The sequence below is a fragment of the Brachybacterium timonense genome (assembly GCF_900258505.1).
Classification (GTDB): Bacteria; Actinomycetota; Actinomycetes; order Actinomycetales; family Dermabacteraceae; genus Brachybacterium; species Brachybacterium timonense.
Map to the genome: position 1 here is coordinate 1,405,487 of NZ_LT984895.1, position 14,804 is coordinate 1,420,290.

The following is a 14,804-nucleotide window of genomic DNA, read 5'->3' on the forward strand; positions in this document are numbered from 1 at the left end:
AACACATCTGCCCCGCCTGCTGGCGGGGCAATTGTGTTTCTACGGTGACGTGGGCCGGGGCATCGATGTTTGAATCGCCCTGGGTTTTGTTCCGTTCTTCAAGCAAGGATGGAACGGATGAATCAGAAGTACTCGCCCGGGATGCGCGAGCGCGCGCTGCGGATGCTCGACGAGGCCAGGCCCGAGCATCCGAACCTCATGTCCGCGGTGCGACATGTCGCGGGCCTGCTCGGCATGAGCCCGGAGACGCTGCGCGTGTGGCACCGCCGCCGCGAGATCGACGCCGGGCAGCGCCCCGGCGTGCCGACCGACGTCGCCGAGGAGAACAAGCGACTTCGCCGTGAGAACGCCGAGCTGAAGAAGGCGAACGAGGTCCTCAAAGCCGCGAGCGTGTTTTTCGCGAGGGAACTCGACCGTCCCTGACGAGCATGATCCGCTTCATCGACGAACACAGGGATCAGTTCGGGGTCGAGTTCCTCTGCCGCGTCCTGCGCGAGGCGGTGCCGGGGTTCCTCACCTCGCGCGGGTATCGCGCGGCGACGACGCGCGTGCCCTCCGCCAGGCAGCTGAAGGACGAGCTCCTCGTCCCCGAGATCCAGCGTCTTCACGAGGAGAACTACGGTGTCTACGGCGTCCGGAAGATGCATGCTCTCCTCCGGCGGGAGGGGTGGGACATCGGGCGTGACCAGACCGCGCGGCTCATGAAGCTCGCCGAGGTGCGCGCGGTGGCGCGGTCGAAGAAGGTGTTCACCACGAAGTCCGACCCGACCATCGCGCAGCCGATGGATCTCGTTGAACGCGATTTCACCGCTCCCGCGCCGAACCGGTTGTGGGTCGCGGACATCACGTATGTCGGAACGTGGGCGGGGATGGCGTATGTCGCGTTCGTGATCGACGTGTTCTCCCGCATGATCGTCGGCTGGAACGTCGCCGGGACGCTGCGCGCGGAGGTGCTGCCGTTACAGGCGTTGAACATGGCCGCGTGGGGCGCGCGCGGGTCGCTCGATGACCTCGTCCACCACGCCGATCATGGGTCGAACTACCTCTCGGTCCTCTACACGGATCGCATCAACGAGCTCGGCGCGACTCCGTCGACAGGGAGCGTCGGTGACAGCTACGACAACGCCCTGGCCGAGGCCGTCAACGGGCTCTACAAGACCGAGCTGATCCGTCGGAAGGGCCCGTGGCGGACGGTCGAGCAGGTCGAGCTCGCCACGCTCGAGTGCGTGTGGTGGTGGAGCAACGCTCGTCTCCACGGCGAGCTCGATTACCGCACGCCGGTCGAGGTCGAGGAGGCGTACTACGCTGGCCTCGAATCAGCCCAGCCAGCGCTCGCTGGACAGGGAAGCAGGTAGGAACGAAACCCAGGGCGATTCAGTCTGCGCAGANTCCACGGCGAGCTCGATTACCGCACGCCGGTCGAGGTCGAGGAGGCGTACTACGCTGGCCTCGAATCAGCCCAGCCAGCGCTCGCTGGACAGGGAAGCAGGTAGGAACGAAACCCAGGGCGATTCAGTCTGCGCAGACGGCAGCCTCCACGGCGGTCACAGCGTCGTAGGGATGGTGCGCGGGATGGGCAAGATTCCTCACCGCAACTCCTTGTAGTAGTCATGCCGCCTTGGCCGGGCGAGTGCAGCGCGCGCTGATGCGGAGCGCGACGGGAATCGCGGCAAGGGCGAGCATGCCGGTGAGGCTGAGAATGGCCGCAACTCCAACATCGGGACTGCCATTGACACTGCGTGTTGCGGCAATCATCGCTGTGCCGATCCCTGCAATCAGGGCCGTGGCAAGGGTTTGTGCCATCTGGATGGTTCCGCTCATCGCTCCGATAGCCGCCGGTTCGGTCTGGGCGAAGGTTTCGGTGGTGGTGGCGTTGTACGCCATGCCCATGCCGAAGCCACCGATCGCCCACCCCAAGGTCGCGACACCGATGGGAAGGGCAGGGACGAACAGCGTCGCGGCAATGATCCCGATGCCCAGGCTCAACGTGACCAGGCCGATGATGCTGTCGCCGCGTCGGGTGTGGCTGCTAGTCCGCTGTTCGTGACGACTCTGGGCCATTGAGCCTGCGACCCACACCAGGGCGCCTGCTGCCAGGGTGAGACCCGCCGAGAAGAGGCTCGCGCCTCGCATCTGGGTCATGGCCAACGGGAGGAACACCTCGATGCCGAAGAATGCCAGCGACAACACGGCGCGGGTCGCGATCCCCGACGGCACGCCTGGGGCCAATCGAAGTGTTCCTGCTGGCAGCACGTGACGTAGTCCGAGGAACATGCCCACCAGCCCGACGATCGTGAGCCCCGCGCCCGCGACCCCTCCGCGCTGTTCCAGCCCGAACAACAGCACGGCAGCAGAGGCAGCCAGCAACACGCTGTAGGCGAGACGCTGACGCACACCGGTTGGAGGTGCGTCCATGGATGAGCCCAGCTCAGGCAGTCCTCGCGTGGTCATGATCATGGTGACTCCCACGATCGGGATCAATGCGAGGAACAAGGCCCGCCAGCTGGCCACTTCCGTGAGCACGCTGGCCGCAAGCGGCCCAACCAGAGCGGGCACAGTCCATGCCCCCGACAGCAGGGCAAGGGCACGCGACTGTAGTTCCGGCGGATACACCCTGCCGATGAACACGTAGGCCATGCTGAGAATCGCTCCCACTCCGAAGCCCTGGATGACACGGCCGAGCAGAAACAGCGCCCAGCCCGTCGCGAGGCCGGACACCGCGAGTCCTGCGGCAAAGATCCCGAAGCCCGCCAGGTAGGGGCCGCGCGGGTTGTGCCGGTCTGCGAGGAAGCCGGCGATCACGGTGCCCGCGACACTGGCCAGCATCAGTGCCGAGACCGCCCACCCGTAGGTGGCCATTCCTCCCAGGTCTGAGGCGATGGCCGGCAGGGCCGTGGTCACGCCCAGCCCGTCGAACGCGACGATGCCCACCGAGACCAGCAGGCCAATGGTGACCAGGCGCAGCCCGGGCGAAAACACACCTTCAGCAGTAGCCGTCATGCGCGGCTCTCCATCGTCTCGTTGTCGGAACTCAACGTCGCCACGGTGAAGTGGTTGTTCTCGCCGGGGTCCTCCAGTTCGTCGATGATGGCGATCGCGAAGTCTCCCGCACTGATGCGAGAGGTTCCGCGCTCGTCCACCAGGAGCGTGTCTGTGCCTCGTTCGTAGTGTCCGGTTCGCGGTCCCGGTTCGAAGAGTGCTGGTGGGCTGACGTACGTCCACCACTCATGTGGATGCTGCTGACAAGCGGTGAACTGGTCCAGGCTCGCCTGAGCGATGGTGCGCCACGCTGCCGGAATATAGGCAGGGTCGTCAAAGACTCGACGGCCCGGCAAGCTGGGCGACCACAGGGGTGCGGATCCGCCCACCACGATCACGCGAACATCGTGGAGCCGGGCGGCGTCGAGCACGTTCCATGTGAGGGCAGGCAGAGTGCTCTCCTGGCCCGGCGCGGGCCGGACTGCGACAACGGCTGCGTCGGCGTCGCCCAGAGCTGCGGCTACTGAGTCGATGTCTGCCACGTCGACGGCTCGGGATGCGACGTCGGCCGCACCGTCCGCGCGCGGGTGGCGGGATGCGGCGAGGACGTGGTGCCCGCGTCGTGCGGCTTCGTCGGTGATGGCAGAACCTGCCATGCCCGTGGCTCCAAAAATGGCGATCTTCATGCGTTGTCCTTTCGTCGATTCGGTGGTGGAAGTTGCCCCGAGGCCAGGGCGATCAGTGCCGTGGCGAAGCCGACAAGCTGGATCGCGGTGAGAGCTTCACCCGCGATGAGCGCGCCCAGTGCCGCAGCGGTCAGGGGTGAGAGCAGGCCGAGCAGGGCGGTCGGCGTGACGGGCAGATGGCGGATGCCCGCGAACCAGATCGTGTACGTCAGCAGCGCCCCGACGAGGCCGAGCCAGGCGTATCCGGCGAGCGCGGCGGCGTCGATGCCGGGCGGGCCGTCGATCACCAGCGCGGGCAGCAGCAAGATCAGCCCGGCTGCGGTGAGTTGCCATCCCGCCAGTCCGACGGCGCTCACGTTCACGGGGCGTCCCCACTTCTTTGTGAGCACGACGCCGGTCCCCATGGACACGGCACCCGCGAGGCCCGCCACCACCCCGAGCGGGTCCAGCGCGGCCTCCGGTCCGAGGACCACGAGGCCCACGCCCACCATGCCGACCACGCCCCACAGCAGCCGCCAACCAGAGAGCTTCTCGTGCAGGATCACGACAGCGAGGAACGCAATCACGATCGGCTGCACGGCGCCCAAGGTGGCAGCGACCCCACCGGGCAGACGCTGAGCTGTCACGAACAACAAGGGGAAGAACGCCCCCATGTTCAGCCCGCCCAGCACCAGACTCTTCCACCACCAGTTGCCCCGGGGGAGTTGGCGGGCCATCGCGAGGGCGATCAGCCCGGCCGGAAGGGTGCGCATCAGCGCGGCGAACAATGGATGTCCCGGTGGGAGCAGGTGGGTGGTCACGATGTAGGTCGTGCCCCAGACCATCGGCGCAACGGCCGTGGTGGCAATCCAGCCGGCACGTGCCGCGGGAGTCGTCGCGCTGTCCGTGCCTGGCGCGGTCGTGGTGGTCATGTGTTCCACCCTCACGCCAACACGACCATGAGTCCAACACATGTTTGTCATTTATGGCATGCACATGGATCATGGATGAATGGAGTTGCAGCAGATGCGCTATGCCGTGGCAGTCGCCGAGGAGCGGAGTTTCACCCGTGCCGCCGAACGGTGTTTCGTGGTCCAGTCAGCGCTGAGCCACCAGATCAAGGCGCTCGAACAGGAGATCGGGGTCCAGCTTTTTGCGCGCACCTCACGCCGCGTGGAACTCACCCCGGCGGGGGAGGCCTTCGTCCAGGCGGCACGGCAAAGCCTGGCCGCTGCCGAGCGTGCCGTCACCGACGCCGCCGCAGCCACCGGCCAGATCCGCGGCACCCTGACCATCGGAGTGATCCCCACCGTCACGGCCATCGACGTGCCGCACCTGCTCGCGTCTTTTCACACCAAACACCCCGCGGTTCGCATCGCGCTACGCACCGGAGGCAGCAAACAATTCCTGGGCGACATCCGCTCCGGTCAGCTCGACGTCGCCTTCCTCGGACTCGCCGAGAGCACACCCCCGCACGGGGTCACCACCAGGGAACTCTCGCGAGAATCCCTGGTCGCAGTACTGCCAGCAGCACACCCACTGGCATCGAGCACGCACGTGACGCTGGAGGACCTCACCCACGAACGGTTCGTCGACTTTCCCAGCGGAACCGCCGGCCGCGCCCAGGCCGACCTCGCATTCAGCGCGGCCGGCCTGCAACGCGAGGTGGCGTTCGAAGCGATGACCATCGACCTCATCCTCGGACTCATCCGCAACGGACTGGCAACAGCCCTCCTATCCGCCCACGTCGTCCCCGCAGACCACACGCTGTCAGCCATCACCGTGAAGGACGCGCCACGGCGAGTGGAATACCTCGCCTGGAACGACTTCAACCCCAGCCCCGCCACCACCGCGTTCCTCGACGCCGTCACCCTCCATCACTCAGAGCACGCCGAGCACTCCGCGGTCCCAACTGGCGAGTCGCCATCGTGACGTCTACCCGGCGGGAACGCCCACCGCGCAATGCTCACGGCCACCACGGCTACGACGCAGAGCCCCGCCGATGACGTGGCAATCCCGACCGGCCCCGCTGCCGAGAGGATGAGCCCGCCCACGAAGCCGCCACCGGCGACCGCCAGGTTGAACACGGTGACGAACACGGACTGTGCCGCGTCGGTGTGCACACCTGCGCGATCAGCAAGAGCTGTCTGCAGCAGGACCGGAGCACCACCGAAGCCCAGCCCCCACGCGACCACGAGCACTACAGCCAGCACCACCCCCGCCTCAGGAGCGACCCATCCGGCCGTAGCGACACCCATCGTGGCGATGCACGCCAAGGTGACCAGGCGGAGCGCCCGGTCAATCACCACGCCGACCAGGCCGATCCCCACCATCGATGCCACCCCGAACGCAGCAAGGCCCACATCAAGACGCAACCCCGTCTGGTTCAGCAGGGGAGCGACGTAGGTGTAGAGCATGTTGTGGGCGAGAATCCAACAACCGGTCACGCCGAGCACAACGCGCACCCCGGGCAGCCTGACCACCTGCCTCAGCGGGGCCAGTCGTCGAAGAGCAGTCCCCGGGATGTCAGGGACGACGGCCACGATCCACAACGCGAGCCCCGCGGAAATGATCGAGATCGCAACAAACACCCACTGCCAATCCATGACCGATGCTGCGAACGACCCCAGCGGAACCCCGCCAGCCAAGGCAATCGGCTGCCCGAGGCCCGTGACCGCCAACGCCCGCCCCTGCAAGTCCGGAGACACAAGCCCACGCGCATGCCCAGCAAGCACACCCCACACCAGCGCAGCCGCGGCACCGGCCACAAACCGAGCCGCGAGGATCGCAGGGAACCACGGCGCGACTGCCGTCACCAAGTTGAACGCCCCCAGCGTCCCCACCGCAACAAGCAACACCTTCTTGCGGCTCACCTGCTGCGTCAACGCGACCAGGGGAATGGCCGCGACGACCGACCCCATGGCATACGCCGTCACCAACTGGCCAGCAGCAGACTCAGACACGCCCAGCCCACGAGCTAGATCTGGCAGCAGACCCGCCGGAATAGTCTCAGTGAAGATCGCGAGGAACCCCGATGCCGAAAGCGCCAAGAGCGCAGCCCACGGCAGACGACCAGGGGAGCCAACCGAGCTCCTACTCATCGTAACTTCCGGCGCCCGCGCGTCGACGCTGCATGTCAGCCAACACAGCCCAATCCTGTGCCCCATGGCCGGAGGCAATAGCCTCGCTCAACAACTCAGACAGCAGATCACCCAGCGGGAGACGAAGCCCCACAGCATCTGCCAGATGCCGTGCCCGGTCAACGTCCTTGCGTCCCAAGATCGGGGTGAACCGGGCCGGCTCATAGCAAGCATCCGCGATCAGGGCCCCGTACATCGAGTACACCGGGCCAGGAGTAATCGTCGAGTTCAGCACCTCAATCGCCCGGTGGGCATCACCACCGGAGCGCTCAACGATGCTCACGGCCTCGGCCATCGCCTGAATCGCCGACGCAATCAGAACCTGTCCCGCCACTTTGACTACGTTCGCCTGCGCAGGATCATCACCCACCGGCCACAGCGCCGCACTGAACTCTCTCAAGTAGGGACGCGCGAGTTCCACTGCCTCAACGCTCCCGGCAATGACCACGTTCAGCCGTCCAGCTTCAGCCACCGGAACCCCACCGAACCTGGGTGCCGCCACGTACTCCAAGCCTGCCGCGGTATGCAACTGTGCTGCCTCTACGGCAAGTGACGGGCTGATCGTCGCCAGATTCACGTGCACCGAGCCCGGCTGCATCGCAGACAGGGCCGATGACTCCACGAAAACTTCACGTACCGCAGCGTCATCAGACAGCACCGACAACACCACCGCAGGCCCAAATCCGCCCTCAGGACCTGGAGCGGCAGACGCGCCCAAGCCCAGCAGCGGCTCCGACCGGGCCGGACTCCGGTTCCACACCCCCACGTCGTAGCCAGCCTCCATCAAGTGCGACGCGATCGGTGCCCCCATCGCACCAGTACCCACCACCGTGACATCCATGCGTGCAACCCTTCGCCCGACGAACGAGTAATCAGGCACGCTCCGCCAGCCGATAGCTGCATGACACCGCGCCCGCCACAGACAACCCTGCTGCTACCCAACCCGTGAGTCCAACACATCTTTCTCATCACAGCCATGAGCCACCGACATGAATTCAGCTGCCAACATTGCGCTAACAGACATGCCTACACCACGGGCACGCCCGCACGCCTCGATCGCGGTACGCGGCCCGATACACGGTCGGTGACCTCCCTGTGCGCTTGCGGAACTGCTTTGCTGCGTGAGCCTGGTTCGTCCATCCGACCTCGGCTGCTGCCTGTCGGATGGTTGCGTCGGTGGTGCTGATGGTTCGGGCCATCGCGCGTACTCGTTGAAGCGTCAGCCACGCGATCGGCGGCATCCCGAAGATCTCGACGAACAACTGTCGCAGCCGCGAAGGTGACAGATGCGCGATCTCAGCCAACTCCGCCAGCGACCACGGATGTGCCAAGTCAGCCTGCATGACCGCCAACAGGTGAATCACCCCGCGCGCGACCTACCTTCCTTGCTGATGGCGTTGCCCATCTGGAGCGGAGAGCTCCGAAGTCATGCTCCCAGCGGGCGGTGCATGTTCTCGGAGGCACGCCGCGCATAGACGAGGGTGTCGGTCCACTCGCCTTTACTGAACCAGTCCTGGATGTGATGTGCTTCGAGCCGGAGTCCGACGCGTCGAGCGAGTGCTGCGGAAGCGCTGTTGCGGGCATCCATCTGCGCAGTGATGCGGTGGAGCCTGTAGTGGTCGAACCCGAGGGCAAGCACTGCCCGCACAGCTTCGCTGGCGAAGCCGCGCCCGCCGTATGACGGGTCGAGAACCCACCCGATCTCGGCCTGGCGGTGCTCGGGGTCGGTGAGCCACAGTGCCACGTCTCCAATCGGGATGCCGTCATGCTCGATGACCAGTGCAAGCGCACCACTCTCGCCGTCGAGGTCGATCTTGGCCAGACGTTCAGTGAGCTTGTCGCGTGTGACCTCAGCGGTCCATGGGGCATCCAGCAGATAGCGGGCGACGTTGGCTTGTGAGTACAGCTTGTGGAGCCATTCGGCGTCGTCTGCGGTATGGAGACGCAGGTGCAGTCGTTCGGTCTCCACGGGCCACTGTATGGGGGAGACAAGCTCACGGCGATAGTGGATCAACTCCTCGGAGTGTCCGGCCGGTGTAGTCCCGACGCGTCGCTCAAACTCCCGGAAACCCCCGCTTGTCAAGCAGCGCTGCGAGGCGCGGTTGGCCGGGAGCGTGCGTGCAGTCAGCGTTCGAAGCCCGCCGTCGTATGCGAAGCGCGACGCGAGCTCTAATCCTCGGCGAGCATGCCCTGCTCCGCGTGCGTCGGGATGAATCCAGAACCCGACCTCGGCGGCCCCGGAGCTGACGTCGAAGATCACCAAGGACCCCACGAACCGATCCGTCGTAGCATCAGCAAGTGCCAGGACGGCCAACCTCCCCGACAACAGGCCCTCCGCAACCTCCTCTCGGATCATCCGCCGTACGGACTCAGGGGTGTAGGTGGGCTCTGGCAGGTGGCCAAAGCGGCGCACGGCCTGATCCCTGGTGCCGGCCGCAAACGCTTCCGCGTCCAGCTCGGAAAGCTGGCGCAGACGAGTGTTCTCACAGGTGATCGGGAGGAGGGAGACATCCAGCATGCGCCTAAGCTAACAGGGATCGGATAACTAACTGAAGGATGTTCGCTTAGGGTGATGGGATGAGTTACTGGGAGCACCGCAAGCCTGTGCAGCGTCTCCGTGCAGTGGATATCGGGGAGGTGGCAAGGGCATCGGTGAGACTGTTGGATAACGGCGGACTGCGCGCCCTTACCCTGCGAGCCGTGGCACAGCAGGTGGGTGTCGCCCCGGCTAGCCTCTACTCCCGCGTGGAATCAGTCGACGATCTATTCGATCTTGCCCTCGACGTGGCGCTTGCGGACGACCCGGTGATGTCCGAGGCGATCCACAACGCAGACCTGCCCTCCCTGATGCACGCCTTCTTCGCGCACCTCACAAACCACCGGTGGGCCGGGCAAGTCATCGGTATGCGTGCCCCCAGGGGCCCCGCCTACCTGGCTCTCTCGGAGCGGATGTGCGTCCTGCTCGACAACGCAGGCGTCCCAGATCCGCTGGGGACGGCCTACCGATTGTCTAACCTCGTGATCGGCGCCGCCCTGACTGCCCCGATGGCGCCCGACGAAAAGCGCGTCGCCATCGACCCCGACCAAGCGCCCACCTATGCACGGCTCCACGCGGCATACCGCCTCAGTCCACAAGAGATCCTTGCCGACGGTATCCAGGCACTCCTGTCCTGCAACAGCTAGCTCCATCTTGTTGGCCGAGCCCGCGGTGGGTGCTGTGAAAGAGGGCCCAGGATGGTCTATCCCGGATACCGCCACAGCCGGATATCCGTGATCGGGTTCTCCCCGTCGTACGCGGCCATCAGCAGGGTCTGCTCGTCAACACGCGCAAGGTCCGGGTAACCCTGCTCAGCCGGCGCCCCGGAGGGATCCAAGGAGGTCAGCAGGCACGGTGGATCCCAATCCGTCGCATCGTCCCATAGCCGCGCGAAAGTGGAGGCCGTGGAAAAGATTTCTCCGGTGTCGCGATCGGCCAGCACCATATGGATCAGCTCGCCGTCGACCTGAAGACCCTCATACATGATGCCCAGACCGGTCGATTCGGCTTTTTTCCATGTAGCTCCTCGATCGGTGGACTTGGTCAGGAGCAGTCCGATTTCAGGGTTGCGAGCCACCATCAGCAGATCCGTCGCGTCAGAGTGGTCCTGCTCGGGTGTCCTCCCGGTGATGATGCGGCCCTCGAAGGGCCACTTGCCACCGTTACTGGTCCCCACGACCTCCCAGGTCTTGCCATCGTCCTGGCTACGCACGACGCCCCACCCGTCTCCATGATACGGCGCGAGCAGGGTGCCATTTCCGACATAGGTGAGATCTCCGAGGGTGACCAGCACGTCTCCCGTGTCGACCTCGGCCTTCTCCTGGAATGTGCGGCCGTCGTCCCAAGAGACCTCGACCCGCAGCTTATTCGGCTTGTCATGTTGGAGGGCCGAGTTAAGCGAGTGGATCGCGATGATCTCACCGCGCCCTCCCACGGCCATGGCCTCAAAACCCCAGCCGACGGCATCGTTCCGGCGCACGGCGATCTGCCCCCAGCTCTCACCGCCGTCCTCGCTGCGCACGAGCACCGAGGTGGATCCCTTGACAGTCAGATGCTGGGCGCGGGCCGTGTATCCGCACAGCACCGCCCCACCGGGGGTCGTGAGCAGATGCGGCCACGCCTCGTAGTCGTGCTGCTTGGGTCGGATCGCCTCGAGTGGCTCAGCAAGCGGATCACAGCTCGCAGCGGAGCGCCCCAATGCTCGGATCCCGCTGGGAAGAGCCGATGCTGATCCGCTCGCGCCCATGAGGGGCAGCAGAATCGAGCTATGGAGCAGACCGCGACGGGCAACACGGACAGTGGTGCGGGAATCAGCCATGGCAGGTTCTCCTTGTCGGGGAGGTCATTCTGTTCAGGGTCACAGCAGGGCTTAGGGTCTGTCAATGTGTTTGTATGAGCTGGGTGTTCATAGGTAGGGGGTAATGCGGTCGGAGTAGTCGGCGATGAGCTGGGTGAGGGCTAGCTTTGAAGCGTCCCGGGGTCTTGTTTCGGTCCTGATACGTAAGGAGTTAAAGATGCCAAAGTCCTTCGCGATCGGTCGTGTCGGACGGTTGTGTAATCCGTGCCGAGAGGAACGGTAAGAATGATTGCGCGGTCGCGGTAACGTCTCCACGGGACCGGGCAACCCTCACGACATCGTCGCGGACCTCTCGGGGATAGGGAGCGGGCATGATGCACATCTCTCTTGGCCGCCCCACAGGCAAGCCAGATCAGATGTCACCTCACCGTGCAGCAGTCCCGTTCGCGATGAGCCACCAAGAGTCAGTCTTCGAGATCTGCAGTGTCGAAGACGATGGTGTCGCGCGCGTCCCCGGACTCCAGCCCGGTTTCATACAGCACACCGACTGTGCTCTCATCCAACATCGTCATGTCGGAGTAGCCAGAGCGGTTATGCGTCATATCCACGGCGTGCTTCCAGCTGGTGCCACCGTCATCACTCACAAACAGCCCCAGGTCCTTGCGCAAGTTCCCATGCTGGGGCGCAGCGTAGATCAAACGGTCGCCCGCCCTTCCCGCTGCCTGGTCAACGTTCACGATCGATCCCTGCACCTCGGGCGTTGTCACCAAGTCCTCCTGGAAGGTGAAGCTCCTGGAATCGAACGTCTTGCCGCCATCGCGGCTGACCGCGACCGCGCGAGAGTACTTTCGAGTCGATTCGTCCTTCTCGCCCTTCCGTGTGCGGCCGATGGCGATCAGCGACCCGTCGGCTGTCTCTTCGACACCGACCTCCGAGAAATGGTCGGCATCGCTTGGCGCGGGAGCCTCGGCGCCGTGAGTCCACGTCTCGCCGCCATCATCGCTGTAGATGAGCCCGCCGCGAGACCCCTCAAAGTTGACGCCAGCGACCAGACGACCCGCATGGTCACCATTCTTGATCTCGATGCCGTGCTGCGGGCCCGTGGCGTACCAGCCTTCCTTCGGGAGGTTCGGCTTGACCTCCTCGGTGATGTCCTTAGCCTTCGACCAGGTGCGGCCGTGGTCATCGCTGTACTGGACGAAGGGGCGGCGCTGGGATGAGTCCCCCTCCTTGTTCCACGTGCTCAGCAGCACGATGCGTCCCTTGTGACTGCCCTGCGTGACGACAATGGGGACCGCATTGCCACGAGTGGCGCCGACGTTCTGGCCCTCCGGGTCGCCCTTCAAGACGGTTGACATCTTCGACCAGGTCTTGCCGTTGTCCGTGCTTCGACGCATAACCAGATCGATGGACGCATCGTCAGCACAGAACTTTTTGCCGTGCGCTCGGCGCGCTTCAGCAAAGGCCAACAACGAGCCGTCGGCCGCGCGCACCATGGCGGGAATGCGGTAGCACTCGAAGCCCCCCGTTTCTCGCTGGAATACAGGAGTGCCATCAAGTGTGTCGGGCCAGTCTGGACTCGCACCCAGAGGAGTTGCGCCCGCGGTCAGGGCCGTGCCGCACAAAAGAGCCGCGGCACTCCAAGAGATCACTTTACGCATGGTCACCATCATCCTTTCACAGCGCCGGTGAGGACGCCCTTGGCGAAGTGTTTCTGCAGGAATGGGTAGACAATCAGGATCGGTACCATCGAGACCACCAGAATGGCCATCTGCAGGGCCGACTGCGGCGGCATCATCTCGGTGCCCAGATCAGCTTGCCCCATCGACGTGTCGTTGACCACGTATGTCCGTAGAACGAGCTGCATGGGCCACTTCGAGGCGTCGTCCAGATAGAGCAACGCACTGAAAAACGCGTTCCAGTACCCCACCGCGTAGAACAGACCGATCACCGCGAGGACCGCCTTGGACAGGGGCATGACGATTCGGGAGAAGACTTGCCACTCGCTGGCGCCATCGATCGTCGCGCTTTCAGTCAGCTCGACCGGGATGCTTTGGAAGAAGGATCGCAGAACGATGACGTTGAACCCACTGACCATAGTGGGAAGGATCAGTGCCCATAGGCTGTTCAGCAGACCTGTCTGGCGCACCACGAGATAGACAGGGATCATGCCCGGGGAGAACAGCATGCCGATCAGCACCACCAGCAGCACAGGACGTGCGAGGACAAAATGAGAGCGGCTGATCGCATAAGCCAGCAAGCATGAGACGAACAGGCTCAATGTGGTGCCTACGACGGTCACGCCGATACTGATCAACAACGCCCGGGAGACAACTCCGCCGCTAAAGATCGCCTTATATGCACCCAGATCAATTCCCGATGGGAACAGAACGAGGCCACCCGCACGGCTAATCTGATCACGTGGCGCGATAGAGGTGGAGATTACAGAGATGAAGGGGACAATGACGGCCCCACAGAGGATCAGTAGAATGATCCCCTTCAACGCACTTTCTCCGATCCCCGGACGTTCCTGTCCGTTAGCAAGTCGAGATCGCTTCTTCCTTCGAAGGGTTGTGGCGGGTTGTGTGGTCGAGGAGCCTGTGGCGGTGGGGGAGACGCCTGCCGCTACCGAAGCAGAAGGCGTCGGTCCCACGCCTGGGCCCATATGCTTCGCGTGTTCATCCTTGCGTGCGGCTCGCATAAACCCCGGCCTCCCCGAACATATGAGCAATCTTGTTTGCGCCGAGCACTAAGATCACGCCGACGACGCTTTTGACGAGTCCGACAGCTGTGGCCATCCCCCAGTTTCCGCCGATGATTCCTCGGTTGTACACGTATGTGTCAAGAACTTCCGATTTCGCGAGGCCGACTGCGTTCTGCTGCAATAGGATCTGCTCGAAGCCCACTGTCAGGGATGATCCGAGCTGAAGGATGAAAAGCAGAATGACAACGCCTTTCAAGCCAGGCAACGTTACGTGAACCATCTGTCTCCACCGACCAGCGCCGTCGACGGCCGCTGCTTCGTAGAGGTCGGCGCTGATGCCTGCGAGGGCTGCTAGGAAAATAATGGTTGCCCACCCGGTGTCCTTCCAAATGACCTGGGTTAGAAGTAGCGGACGGAAGAGCTCGCTGTTACCGATGATGGTGAGTGCTTCGTATCCGTGCGAGCGAAGGAAGTTGTTCAGCAACCCGGAGCCGCCTAGAAGCTGTTGGAAGAGTGCGACAACAACGACCCACGACAAAAAGTGTGGTAGGTAGAGTATTGACTGCACGATGCGTTTTATTCGCTCGCTCATCAGAGAGTTGAGAAGAAGAGCAAGGAGGATGGGGGCGGGGAAGACTAGGACTGCCTGTAGCGCCGTGAGAATAAGCGTGTTCAGTAAAGCGTTGACGAACGCAGGGTCCCCATTGAATATGACCGCGAAATTGTCGAAACCAGACCACTCGCTCCCCCAGACCCCCTTGTAGGGGCGGTACTTCTTGAAGGCAACGATGTTTCCGAGCAGCGGGTAGTAGTGGTAGGTCATCAGAACCAGCATTCCGGGCAGGGCGAAGGCGAGGAGCATTCGGTCCCGCCAGAGCTTCTGCCAGAACGTCAACTTGCGACGCGATGGTGTGTCGTAGGTGAGTGCGTTCTCGGTCATATACTCATCCGTCGTTTCCCGTGGCCGCACGACCTGAATGAT

14 protein-coding genes are annotated in these 14,804 nt (G+C 64.0%); 3 read left to right on the forward strand and 11 right to left on the reverse strand.

What is annotated here, in order from left to right; genetic code table 11:
* Positions 1-117: 117 nt before the first annotated feature.
* Positions 118-1,355, forward strand: a protein-coding gene (locus tag C8271_RS06190; RefSeq protein WP_106506571.1) for an IS3 family transposase whose coding sequence is annotated in 2 segments (ribosomal slippage) — positions 118-403 and positions 403-1,355 — 1,239 coding nt in all. Because the reading frame shifts where the segments join, the coding sequence is not laid out codon by codon here.
* 253 nt (positions 1,356-1,608) lie between these two features.
* Here the strand turns inward: C8271_RS06190 and C8271_RS06195 are convergent.
* Genes C8271_RS06195 through C8271_RS06205 form a run of 3 tightly spaced genes read right to left on the reverse strand, consistent with a single transcriptional unit; the run spans position 1,609 to position 4,576 of the window.
* On the reverse strand, positions 1,609-3,000 hold the full coding sequence (locus C8271_RS06195) for an MFS transporter (protein WP_106506572.1): 1,392 nt from the start codon (positions 2,998-3,000) through the stop codon (positions 1,609-1,611).
* Positions 2,997-3,665, reverse strand: a complete 669-nt coding sequence (locus tag C8271_RS06200) for an NAD(P)-dependent oxidoreductase (protein ID WP_106506573.1) — start codon at positions 3,663-3,665, stop codon at positions 2,997-2,999. Before C8271_RS06200 ends, C8271_RS06195 begins: the two co-directional genes overlap by 4 nt.
* On the reverse strand, positions 3,662-4,576 hold the full coding sequence (locus C8271_RS06205) for an EamA family transporter (protein ID WP_106506574.1): 915 nt from the start codon (positions 4,574-4,576) through the stop codon (positions 3,662-3,664). Before C8271_RS06205 ends, C8271_RS06200 begins: the two co-directional genes overlap by 4 nt.
* Positions 4,577-4,655: 79 nt before the next feature.
* On the opposite strand from C8271_RS06205, the gene C8271_RS06210 reads away from it, so the two are divergent.
* Entirely contained in the window at positions 4,656-5,576 is a 921-nt protein-coding gene (locus C8271_RS06210) for a LysR family transcriptional regulator (protein WP_106506575.1), read from the forward strand.
* Here the strand turns inward: C8271_RS06210 and C8271_RS06215 are convergent.
* The 4 genes from C8271_RS06215 to C8271_RS06230 form a co-directional block, all read right to left on the reverse strand.
* The gene (locus C8271_RS06215) at positions 5,522-6,811 is read right to left on the reverse strand and encodes an MFS transporter (protein WP_342751939.1); all 1,290 of its coding nucleotides are present in this window, start codon (positions 6,809-6,811) and stop codon (positions 5,522-5,524) included. The two genes, C8271_RS06210 and C8271_RS06215, sit on opposite strands and share 55 nt — an antisense overlap.
* Complete coding sequence (locus C8271_RS06220; protein ID WP_106506577.1) at positions 6,738-7,625, reverse strand: NAD(P)-dependent oxidoreductase; 888 nt, start codon at positions 7,623-7,625, stop codon at positions 6,738-6,740. Before C8271_RS06220 ends, C8271_RS06215 begins: the two co-directional genes overlap by 74 nt.
* Before the next feature lie 172 nt (positions 7,626-7,797).
* On the reverse strand, positions 7,798-8,127 hold the full coding sequence (locus C8271_RS06225; protein ID WP_106507916.1) for a helix-turn-helix domain-containing protein: 330 nt from the start codon (positions 8,125-8,127) through the stop codon (positions 7,798-7,800).
* Between the two features lie 83 nt (positions 8,128-8,210).
* Positions 8,211-9,302 carry a GNAT family N-acetyltransferase gene (locus C8271_RS06230; RefSeq protein ID WP_106506578.1) on the reverse strand — a complete coding sequence of 364 codons (1,092 nt, stop codon included), beginning with the start codon at positions 9,300-9,302 and terminating at the stop codon, positions 8,211-8,213.
* A gap of 59 nt (positions 9,303-9,361) precedes the next feature.
* On the opposite strand from C8271_RS06230, the gene C8271_RS06235 reads away from it, so the two are divergent.
* Entirely contained in the window at positions 9,362-9,967 is a 606-nt protein-coding gene (locus tag C8271_RS06235; protein WP_170957815.1) for a TetR/AcrR family transcriptional regulator, read from the forward strand.
* A gap of 56 nt (positions 9,968-10,023) precedes the next feature.
* Here the strand turns inward: C8271_RS06235 and C8271_RS06240 are convergent, their stop codons facing one another.
* The 4 genes from C8271_RS06240 to C8271_RS06255 all read right to left on the reverse strand — a co-directional run bounded on the left by C8271_RS06240 (position 10,024) and on the right by C8271_RS06255 (position 14,762).
* The gene (locus C8271_RS06240; RefSeq protein ID WP_106506579.1) at positions 10,024-11,139 is read right to left on the reverse strand and encodes a sialidase family protein; all 1,116 of its coding nucleotides are present in this window, start codon (positions 11,137-11,139) and stop codon (positions 10,024-10,026) included.
* A gap of 443 nt (positions 11,140-11,582) precedes the next feature.
* Entirely contained in the window at positions 11,583-12,791 is a 1,209-nt protein-coding gene (locus C8271_RS06245; protein ID WP_106506580.1) for a sialidase family protein, read from the reverse strand.
* Positions 12,788-13,621 (reverse strand): carbohydrate ABC transporter permease, encoded by an 834-nt coding sequence (locus tag C8271_RS06250; protein ID WP_245920970.1) that lies wholly within the window; start codon positions 13,619-13,621, stop codon positions 12,788-12,790. The genes C8271_RS06245 and C8271_RS06250 overlap by 4 nt, the downstream gene beginning before the upstream one ends.
* 175 nt (positions 13,622-13,796) lie before the next feature.
* The gene (locus C8271_RS06255; protein WP_212591328.1) at positions 13,797-14,762 is read right to left on the reverse strand and encodes an ABC transporter permease; all 966 of its coding nucleotides are present in this window, start codon (positions 14,760-14,762) and stop codon (positions 13,797-13,799) included.
* Between the last annotated feature and the right edge of the window lie 42 nt (positions 14,763-14,804).

Bases quoted from the DNA above. Each gene is read 5' to 3' on its own strand.
- C8271_RS06195 (WP_106506572.1), bottom strand. From the start codon at position 3,000: ATGACGGCTACTGCTGAAGGTGTGTTTTCGCCCGGGCTGCGCCTGGTC.
- C8271_RS06200 (WP_106506573.1), bottom strand. From the start codon at position 3,665: ATGAAGATCGCCATTTTTGGAGCCACGGGCATGGCAGGTTCTGCCATC.
- C8271_RS06205 (WP_106506574.1), bottom strand. From the start codon at position 4,576: ATGACCACCACGACCGCGCCAGGCACGGACAGCGCGACGACTCCCGCG.
- C8271_RS06210 (WP_106506575.1), top strand. From the start codon at position 4,656: ATGGAGTTGCAGCAGATGCGCTATGCCGTGGCAGTCGCCGAGGAGCGG.
- C8271_RS06215 (WP_342751939.1), bottom strand. From the start codon at position 6,811: ATGGGGCACAGGATTGGGCTGTGTTGGCTGACATGCAGCGTCGACGCG.
- C8271_RS06220 (WP_106506577.1), bottom strand. From the start codon at position 7,625: ATGGATGTCACGGTGGTGGGTACTGGTGCGATGGGGGCACCGATCGCG.
- C8271_RS06225 (WP_106507916.1), bottom strand. From the start codon at position 8,127: ATGCAGGCTGACTTGGCACATCCGTGGTCGCTGGCGGAGTTGGCTGAG.
- C8271_RS06230 (WP_106506578.1), bottom strand. From the start codon at position 9,302: ATGCTGGATGTCTCCCTCCTCCCGATCACCTGTGAGAACACTCGTCTG.
- C8271_RS06235 (WP_170957815.1), top strand. From the start codon at position 9,362: ATGAGTTACTGGGAGCACCGCAAGCCTGTGCAGCGTCTCCGTGCAGTG.
- C8271_RS06240 (WP_106506579.1), bottom strand. From the start codon at position 11,139: ATGGCTGATTCCCGCACCACTGTCCGTGTTGCCCGTCGCGGTCTGCTC.
- C8271_RS06245 (WP_106506580.1), bottom strand. From the start codon at position 12,791: ATGATGGTGACCATGCGTAAAGTGATCTCTTGGAGTGCCGCGGCTCTT.
- C8271_RS06255 (WP_212591328.1), bottom strand. From the start codon at position 14,762: ATGACCGAGAACGCACTCACCTACGACACACCATCGCGTCGCAAGTTG.